The 9,394-nt window shown below is 43.3% G+C and carries 8 protein-coding genes and 1 pseudogene; 7 read left to right on the forward strand and 2 right to left on the reverse strand.

What is annotated here, in order from left to right:
* Positions 1-45 precede the first annotated feature (45 nt).
* Genes ABHN01_RS23985 through ABHN01_RS24010 form a run of 6 tightly spaced genes read left to right on the forward strand, consistent with a single transcriptional unit; the run spans position 46 to position 6,181 of the window.
* Positions 46-1,395, forward strand: coding sequence for a neutral/alkaline non-lysosomal ceramidase N-terminal domain-containing protein (locus ABHN01_RS23985; RefSeq protein ID WP_429877630.1), 1,350 nt, complete (start codon positions 46-48; stop codon positions 1,393-1,395).
* On the forward strand, positions 1,340-2,110 hold the full coding sequence (locus ABHN01_RS23990) for a glucosamine-6-phosphate deaminase (protein WP_429877631.1): 771 nt from the start codon (positions 1,340-1,342) through the stop codon (positions 2,108-2,110). Before ABHN01_RS23985 ends, ABHN01_RS23990 begins: the two co-directional genes overlap by 56 nt.
* A complete protein-coding gene (locus tag ABHN01_RS23995) occupies positions 2,111-3,295 on the forward strand; it encodes an N-acetylglucosamine-6-phosphate deacetylase (RefSeq protein ID WP_429877632.1) in 1,185 nt (394 codons plus the stop codon).
* Complete coding sequence (locus ABHN01_RS24000) at positions 3,273-4,031, forward strand: sugar isomerase domain-containing protein (protein ID WP_429877633.1); 759 nt, start codon at positions 3,273-3,275, stop codon at positions 4,029-4,031. The genes ABHN01_RS23995 and ABHN01_RS24000 overlap by 23 nt, the downstream gene beginning before the upstream one ends.
* A gap of 32 nt (positions 4,032-4,063) precedes the next feature.
* Positions 4,064-5,185: an ROK family protein gene (locus ABHN01_RS24005; protein ID WP_429877634.1), complete on the forward strand. Its 1,122-nt coding sequence runs from the start codon at positions 4,064-4,066 to the stop codon at positions 5,183-5,185.
* A 45-nt stretch (positions 5,186-5,230) separates the two neighbouring features.
* Complete coding sequence (locus ABHN01_RS24010; protein ID WP_429877635.1) at positions 5,231-6,181, forward strand: acetylxylan esterase; 951 nt, start codon at positions 5,231-5,233, stop codon at positions 6,179-6,181.
* 36 nt (positions 6,182-6,217) lie between these two features.
* Here ABHN01_RS24010 and ABHN01_RS24015 read toward each other — a convergent pair whose 3' ends face one another.
* On the reverse strand, positions 6,218-7,885 hold the full coding sequence (locus ABHN01_RS24015) for a hypothetical protein (protein ID WP_429877636.1): 1,668 nt from the start codon (positions 7,883-7,885) through the stop codon (positions 6,218-6,220).
* 132 nt (positions 7,886-8,017) lie between these two features.
* Here ABHN01_RS24015 and ABHN01_RS24020 point away from each other — a divergent pair, with 132 nt between their 5' ends.
* Positions 8,018-9,139: a mandelate racemase/muconate lactonizing enzyme family protein gene (locus ABHN01_RS24020; protein WP_429877637.1), complete on the forward strand. Its 1,122-nt coding sequence runs from the start codon at positions 8,018-8,020 to the stop codon at positions 9,137-9,139.
* Between the two features lie 6 nt (positions 9,140-9,145).
* Here the strand turns inward: ABHN01_RS24020 and ABHN01_RS24025 are convergent.
* Positions 9,146-9,394: pseudogene (locus ABHN01_RS24025) on the reverse strand (hypothetical protein); the annotation flags it as partial.

Consider the following 9,394-nt stretch of genomic DNA (forward strand, 5'->3'; position numbering starts at 1 on the left):
GTCATAGACTATGATTAATTACCGACGAAAAGAGTGAAAAGACAAATGAGTATACGGCTAGGAACGTCCAAACAGGAAATAACTCCCTTTCAGCCCGTCTATTTAGCTGGTTTTTCTCACCGAAAAGAACCATTTACAGAAATTAAATCGAAGTTGTATGTACGTGTTTTTTGTTTCTTAGATGAAACAAATAAGAACCCATCGCTGTTAATTACGGCGGATTTGATTTGGTGGGGATCCGATCTTGTTTCAAAACTCGAAAAGAAAATCATCGAACAATTTTCTATTCCAGCAGAGTCAATCATATTTCACGCGACACACAATCACTCAGGCCCGCAAACAAGCAAGTTATTTACATCCTATCTGGGAAGGTACAGTGACTCCTATATCGCTTTTTTGGAGAAACAGCTTCTTTCGGCGATAGAGGCTGCAAAACAAAATGCAGAAGAAGTGACGGTACAAAGAGCAAGCAGTACGGCTGATATAGGGGTTAACCGCAGAAAAGCAGTAAACGGAAAGATCATCATGGCGCCTAATACTGATGGTCTGGTAGACAATGAAGTAATACTAGTTCGCTTCGAAACCCTGCAACAAAAGACAAAAGCTCTGCTGATTCATTACGCATGCCATCCCACGACAACCGGAAATAATTATGTATCTTCTGAATTTCCTGGAACTGTGCTCGAAGAAGTTGAAAAGAGAATCGGCAATGGGTGTATAGCTGGTTATTTACAGGGGTGCTGCGGTGACATTCGGCCCGCTCTGATTAAAGGAAATGCCTTTTACAGGGGAGAGGAAGAGGATGTGGAACGTCTTGGAAAACGATTAGCCAGCAACGTACTGAATTGCTTCAATGAAAACCATTGGAAGGAAGTAGCAACTTCGAAACTACAAACTTCAACCAAGGTTTTGCACTTGAATTTTGAACACTTGCCTTCAAGAGAGTTCTACGATCCCTCGGCATTTCCTGAAGACCTTTTAATGAAAGAATGGTGCACCATTATGAACGAACGTTTTTCGGCATTTGAAGCGGGGGTACCGTTAAAGCTCCGTTTGATGACGTTTGGTGAAGAACTGTCCTTTCTTTCCATGAACGCCGAAATGGTGACACAGTACGGACTCAAGTTAAAAGAAAAATATGGAGGACGAATCATCCCCCTTCCATATAGCAATGGAATGATTGGTTATGTTCCAACAGCAGGCCAACTGAGTGAAGGGGGATACGAAGCCAATGACTCCATCTATTATTTTGCGCTTCCTTCTCCGTTTTCCAGTTCGATTGAAAACAGTATAAATAATGCAATTGATAAACTCATTCGGAAGGAAGAGAGGGAGGAATATGACGGTTTATCCATTCATGTGCAAGGCAGATCGTTTAAATGTAAAAGTATTTGAAACGAGAAAAGAGATGGGACAGCAAGCAGCAGGGGATGTCAGCAGCAAGATTAAGGAACTTCTCTCCGTTCAGGAAGATCTTCGGATGGTTTTTGCTTCTGCTCCTTCTCAAAACGAATTGCTGGAAGGTCTGGCAGCAGATAACAGGATTGACTGGAGCAGGATTACCGTTTTCCATATGGATGAATATATGAATCTGCCGCCCGGAAATTCAAAAAGCTTTGCTTCCTTTTTAAAGAATAAGTTATTTGATCGTGTTCATCCAAAGGAAGTCCATCTTATTCAGACGGCGAATGGAGCAGAAAAAGAATGTGCCCGCTACACAAAACTAATCAAGGAAAAACAGGTTGATATTGTTTGTTTGGGTATCGGTGAAAACGGCCATATTGCCTTTAACGATCCTCCAGTGGCCGATTTTGATGATCAAAAAACAATGAAAGCGGTCAAACTGGACGGAGCATCCCGTCGGCAGCAAGTGAATGATGGCTGCTTCGCTTCACTCGATGAGGTGCCAAAAGAGGCGCTGACATTAACGATTCCTGCATTGGTTTCAGCAAAATTCCTGTACTGTGTGGCTCCTGGCAAGACAAAAGCAAAAGCTGTACAATCGGTCCTTCATGGGAAAATTACAGTAGATTGTCCTGCTTCTGTTCTTCGAAAACATGAAAATTGTACTTTATATCTAGATCAAGATTCATTTGGCGGTGGCTGTTAAGTGAAACAAGTCTCAGGCATTCATTATAAAACGGGCAAGGCGGTAAAAGTGAGTTTTGAAGATGGCGTGTTTGTTTCTATTGAAGGCGAGGAACAGCGAAAGGAACTGCCGATTATTGCACCTGGATTTGTTGATCTGCAAGTGAATGGCTATAGAGGTATTGATTATAATGATACAGCGCTCACAACAGCTTCTATTGAATCTACCGTACGCCATTTATGGTGTCAGGGAGTGACTTCATTCTATCCCACAATCATTACCAACGAGCCTGAAAACATAATAAACACGATGTCTATATTCCAAGAAGCCGCTGAAACAAACGCAGCGGTTAATCAGGCCATACCGGGCATTCATTTAGAAGGGCCATACTTATCTCCCGAGGATGGCCCAAGGGGAGCTCATGCTAAACCATTCGTTAAAGCTCCTGACTGGACTGAGTTTCAGATGTGGCAAAAAGCTTCTGGAGGACGGATATCCATCATCACCGTTTCACCCGAATGGCCAGAGTCGGCATCTTTTATCAACAAATGTACAAATCATGGGGTTCTCGTTTCCATAGGGCATACAGCTGCCACTCCTGAAAATATCCACGATGCCATTGAAGCGGGAGCGAAGATGTCTACCCATTTAGGAAATGGTGCTCATGTGATGTTAAAGCGGCATCCCAATTACCTTTGGGAACAGCTGGCAAGCGATGAGCTTGCCGCTTGCATGATCGCTGATGGCTTCCATCTTCCCGATTCAGTGTTAAAAGTTATTCTGAGGATGAAAGGGGAGGGGGCCATTCTTGTCAGTGATTGTGTTTCCTTAGCCGGAATGCCTGCTGGGTCCTACCATCTTCATATTGGCGGCGATGTCGTTTTGGATAAGAGCGGAAGGTTGTATATGAAAGAAAATGAAGACCTTTTGGCAGGTTCAGCTCAAACGCAGTTATGGGGGGTCAACCATTTGTTAAGGAGGGGGATGTGCAGCTTGCCTTTTGCTGTTGATCTGGCTTCAATCCATCCTTCCTTGGTGATGAATTTGCCGCAAAGGAAAGGCATCTGTGAAGGTGCACCAGCAGATTTTCTTTTGCTTCATCAATCAGGCAAGAACGGTATAACCCTACTCGAAACGTACAAAAATGGCATTTCAGTATACAAGAACAGGGAGGTTTGTTCTCATGAAAACACCTTTAATGACTGAATACTTGCAGGGGATTATCCTTCATTTGGAAAAAATAAACAAGGAAGAGCAGCATGCCATTAAAGAGGCTGCAAAACTGGTGGCAGAACAAGTGAAACAGGATAAACTTATTTACGCATATGGGCCAGGAGGCCATTCCAATTTAGGTTCCCAGGAGTTATTTTTTCGTGCCGGCGGTCTTATGCACATCAGTGCTATGCTGGATGAAGGAACGCTCCTGAGCGGAGGAGCTCTTCGTTCCATGGCGATAGAGCGTAAACCGGGCTATGGAAATATTGTGATCGAAGACTATGGGCTGGTGAAAGACGACCTTCTAATCATTATCAACGCTTATGGCATTAATGCCGCCACCATAGATGCGGCATTGGAAGCGAAACAGCGAGGTATAAAAACCATCGGTGTAACCTCTGTGGAGCATGCATCAAGCACTCCTGCCAACCACCCTGCCCGTCACCCTTCCGGACAAAACTTGTTTGAATTGGTGGATGTCGTTTTGGACAGCAAGGTTGGAGTGGGGGATGCGATATTGCAGATCAGCGGACTGGAGCAAAAGATTGCCGCTGTTTCTACCTTTGCGAATGCCTATCTGTTAAATGCCATGACAGCTGAAGCAATAGAGATGCTGGTTGCTGAAGGCATTCAGCCGCCGATTTGGATGAGTGGAAACGCTTCAGGAGGGGATGAATGGAATGCTCAATTTATCGATCGATTTAAAGGAAAGATTAAAAAGTTATAAAGAAGTACGGAAAAAGGACAGGAGAGTAGAGAATGCCGGCAAAAGGAACTTCGGTGTTACGGGAAATCAATCAAAAAAATATTTTAGACTATATTCGGGCTCATGAACCATGTTCAAGAAAGGAGATTGCTCATGCGCTGAACGTGAGCAAAAATACAGTGTCACTTGTCGTTGAACAATTGCTGAATCAAAACATGATCGCTGAGTCGGGAATAAAAGAACCGGTTGGAGCAGGAAGACCGAGAGTTTTGCTGCAATTAAGGCCAGACGCGCTGCAAACCATCGGGTTAATGGTTCAGCGAGACAACATCTCCTATATCGTGTTGGATTTTCAGCTAAATGAACTAGAGGAAGGGTCAGTCGCCATCGACAGACATTCGATCCTGGATGAGGTGATCAACCTTTCAAAAAACTTAACATGCAGATTCCCAAAGGCAAAAGGAATTGGTATTGCCATACCTGGTATTGTGGACCAGACAAGAGGATATGTATATCAATCGGCAAACCTGAATTGGAGGAATGTTGAAGTAAAACAAATCCTTAGCTCAGTGGTAACAGTGCCTGTGGAAGTGTATAACAATGTAAAAATTGCAGCGGCCAGAGGAGCCGAAACGGTCCTGCAAAAACCCAAATCCAGTTTCTTTTATATAAGGATTAGCGAGGGGATCGGAGGAGCCTATGTGGCAGACCATCATGTAATGAATGGCAACAGCTGGACAGCTGGTGAAATTGGCCATCTATCTGTTGCTTCACAGGGTCCAATATGCAAGTGCGGACAACAGGGTTGTCTTGAAAAAATAATCAGTATGGGAGCTTTTCGGGAATTTCTTCAAAGCCTCACTTATCGTCCTTCAAACAATGAAGACTTGGATATTGCAAAGTTAGCTCAGCAAGACCATAGGGTACACCGTAAGATAGGAGAATATGGAGAGTATTTGGGCCGTGCTCTGGTACAGGTGATTCATTTGCTAAATCCTCAAGAGATCATGATTGAAGCTCCTTATAACCAAATTCATGAATTTCAAGAGAAGACGATTTCGTCCGCAAAACAACGTACCCTATCAGACGCTTTTGTTCAAACAAAGATTGTTTTTTCTAAAGAATTCTATTCTCCGGCGAAGGGAGCAGCGGCTTCTATACTTCTGAATGCTTAAATTTTCTCAAGTTTGTTCCATCTAACCGGAGAAAGGAATGATGATATGAGGCAAGTACGTGAGCTAATCGAAGAATACAGTGACTATAAACCAATTCTATCCGCAAGACATGATTTTCATTCTTTTTGGTCCCATGCACTCCAAGAGCTGGATCGTATTGAATTAAATGAAAAGGCAGAAATCATCGATTATCCCATCAAACAAATCCAATGTGAAAAGGTTACCTACCGTGGAGCATACGGAACACCGATCAAGGGGGTATTTCTAAAACCAAAAAGACGGGAACAAAATCTTAAATGTCTTATCTTTTTTCATGGATACAACAGCAGTAAAGGATCGATCGCCCAGTATATGCAATGGCTGATTCAGGATTATGCTGTATTAGCAGTGGATTACAGGGGAATGGGAGAGACAGGGGATGATTCCTGTTATGGTTCGGGAACATTAGGCAGCTGGGCAACACAGGGACTTTTAGATAAGAAAGAATACTACTATTATAAAGTCTACCTGGACTGCAAGCGGGCCATTGATTATTGTTTGACTCGCCCAGAAATAAACCCGCACAAAATCTGTTTGATAGGATCGAGTTTAGGAGGGGGGATTGCCCTAGCCGTGGCAGCTTTGGATTCCCGGCCGCAATTGGTAGTAGCCGACGTACCAAACATGTGTGATCTGGAGCTGGCCATTCAGATAAAAACAGAAGGTTCCCTCGTTTTTATCGAGAATTATTTAGCCAGGTATCCACAATACACAGAAAAGGTTTTTGAAAACCTTTCTTATTTTGATAATGTTAATTTTGCTTCAAATATTAAAAGCCAAGTAAGACTATCCGTTGCGTTAAAGGATGCGGTGTGCCCTCCAAAAACAATTTTTGGCGTATATAATCTCATACCTTCTGAGAAAACGATAGAGATCTATCCTTTCTCGACACACAACGCTCCAGGAAGCCAGGAACATATTGATAAAACCCTGCACTATATCAATACGAATCTTTAAGGAAAAACCCTCTGGAACATTCCAGAGGGACGATGCTTACATCTCGCTTTCATAGTAGGTTAGCAGTTCGTCAGATATGGATTGCCATTTTTGTGCCATTTCCACGGGAATCTCCCGTCCGCTTTTCACCCGTATTTTGTTTTTCAGCTGGCGAAGCTTATTGATCGCTTTTCGATTTTTCTCTGCGAAGTAATGATCCATTACCATCTCTGCCTTATCTGCTAAATCAGTCTTTAATTGTGGCTTAAGATCTGCAGTATAAATGGAGTGATACAATCCATAGGTTAAATAGGACTTTTTCGTTTGTCCATAGGCTCTTTCTGCTCGTCTTTCATCGTATTGCATAATCTCGCCAATAATGGCGGCAGAGCTAGAATTAAATTTCCAGTTGGTTGTATCAGCAAAATCACCATTTTCTACAGTAAATCCTTCTGGTTGAAGACCATCAAAACCTGCATAAGTCCAGAAGTTCTTTACAGGTTTGGCCTCATAAAAACGAAATGAGAGTTGGGCAGTCCTTTTGCCGCTTAAATATGGCGAAAGATCGACGTTAATCGTATTCCACTGCAAATCTGTTTTAATTTCGGCAGCATCCTGTTCCCATACCACCTGGCCATCAATCAGCAATTGTTTTTTATGATAACCCATCGAGTTGGGGCCATGATCCATTGTCTGGAAAGTTAACGCATATTGATCCGATTTACGGTCTATCCGGATTTTCTGTGAAGCTTCTTCGTATTCACCGGCTGAAGTAGGTGCACCCGCACCGACAAAAAAGTTAAGATACCCAGTATCGTTATAAGCCTTGTCATCTATCGGTTCAGGTTCAAAGTTCTTTTTGAGAACATACGTAATCACCCCTTTAATTTTGCCTGTTATCATGTTATCCAGGGCAATTTGCACCACTTCTCTTACGTAGTTTGCTGAAGGATTGGCCGGGGTAAGGGAAAGCTGTGAGGCATACAGCATCCAATAAAGCGGAAGGTTATAGGAACTTAAGAGGCTGTACGCGTTATCAATTTGCTGTTGAGCAGATTCATAGACTTGTGTATTCCGATAGATTCCATCTCGGAAAGCCAATATGACGCCATCGATGTATGCACCTCTGGTTTGTAGAAAGCTTTCATTCAAGGAGTCAGTATACATTTGCGGAGTAAATACGAGTTTTGGGTTAATGGCTTCAGAAGTTTGTTTCATTCGAGCCATATATTCGGGGGTGTAAGTCGTCAGGTTGTGGTTGAAATCATCAATCGCCCATCCAGTAAGATTTGGGAACTCAAGTGATAGTTGGGCGATGGCTTTTGACCATGCAATGTAATCGGTGGTGTAGGGGTAAGACTTTCGAACGCCAGTAGATTCTGAGGGAGGCACGAGATAGACGACAATGTTAATATTGGCATCACGCGCTGCAGGTAAAAACTCGTTTTTTAAATCGTCCCAATCCGTTTTCTCATGCCAAACAAGGTAGTAGTACGTATTAATATGAAGTTCTTTCAGTATTTGAATGGATCTTGGGGTATCAATGTGGTATATCCCATCAGAGCGAGGGGAGGTCTCCCTGACAACACCAGCATAATCCGCCAAAATCTCTCCTGGCTGTCCGTCAGTCTGGGCCGCCGCTCTTGGGAGAGGAGCGAATCCTGTCAGCAGGCTGTACATGAAGATGGAAAACAAGAGTACGATAACACTCATTTTTCTTTTCATCATTATTCCCCTTTTTCAGGTTATTTTATTGTACCTTAACGTTATCAAATAGAGACGCGTCTTTAAAATGTCTAATATTAATAAAGGAAAAAATCAGGAAGTTAGTCATGCTTTAAGAAAGGAGCTTTTAAAATGATTATTTCTAGCATAGAAGTTTTTCCTTTAACATTACCCATGCTTCAGGACTTTAGGATTTCAAGTGGTTCAGTTGGTGATAAGCAAGCAGGAGCTCCACATGTTTATGTGAAAATTACCGACAAGGACGGAATGATTGGATGGGGGGAAGCGCGGCCCAGCCATCGATGGAGCTATGAGACGATTGAATCAGTTACTGCCACCATCAACACTTATTTCACTCCGGCTCTTATTGGAAAAAGGATCGATAATTTTTCTTATGTGCATCAAGTGATGAACCGGGAAATTAAGAGTGGACTCACTGTTGGCCAGCCGATTGCAAAAGCGGCGATCGATACTGCGCTGCATGATTTAATTGGACAAAGGAATAAAAAGACCATTGGTGAACTATGGATGGGGCCAACGAATTCAACGATCAATCTGTCCTATCTTATTAGTACAAGGGACGTGAAGGAAGCGGTTCAAAAAGCAACAGATGCGAAAACGAAGGGATACAAGGGCTTGGATGTTAAGATCGGATTTGATCCTGATCACGATATCTATTTGGTCGACGCGGTAAAGGAAGTTGCTCCCGGCCTATTTTTCCGGGTGGATGCGAACCAGGGGTACACAGTGGCACAAGCCATCTATGTTGCCAAGAAGCTTGAGAAATTGGGAGTGGACGTATTCGAACAGCCGCTCATCGCAAACAATCTCCTTGGCCACGCAGAAATCCGAAGGAAAGTGCATATTCCGATCGCTCTGGATGAAAGTATTTGGAGCCCTGGGGATCTTTTGCAGGCTTTTCGCCTGGAAGCATGTGATACAGCGGTAATAAAGCTGACAAAGATGGCCGGTCTGGACCGTGCAAAAATATGCGGGGAAATAGCAAGGGAGGCGGGCTTGGATTTACTAGGAGGAGGCTTGACCGAATCAACCCTTGGTCTTGCAGCGAGTGCCCATCTTTTTAATTACTTGCAAATTTCAGCGCCGGTAGATTTGAATGGACCTTTTTTTCTTGCAGATGACCCTGTTTCGGAAGGGCCAGTACGGGAAGAAGGCACCGTATTCCTTGGTGATCGGTACGGGCTCGGGTGTAAGGTTAGCAGTGATAAGCTTCAAAACTACACAGTGGAATAGAATGGTCTATTCCACTGCTTCTCTTATTTTTTTTAAATGGTCGGCAACAAATGAAAGCCGGTAAATTTGACGGGGGCGGCCTTTTGATGAGATTTTTTCCTCTCCAACAACGTCTACCAAACCTGCATCTATCCATTGTCCAAGGATCCGGTGAGAGCTTCGGATGGTAATACCAAGGATGGCTGCGAGTTCTTGAGCGGTGTAGTTTGCTTTTTTGTACCTCGCGACTTGCGCCATCAATTTGCTCATATAAGC

Origin of the sequence: Fictibacillus sp. NRS-1165 (assembly GCF_050468105.1) — a bacterium.
Classification (GTDB): Bacteria; Bacillota; Bacilli; order Bacillales; family Fictibacillaceae; genus Fictibacillus_C; species Fictibacillus_C terrinigri.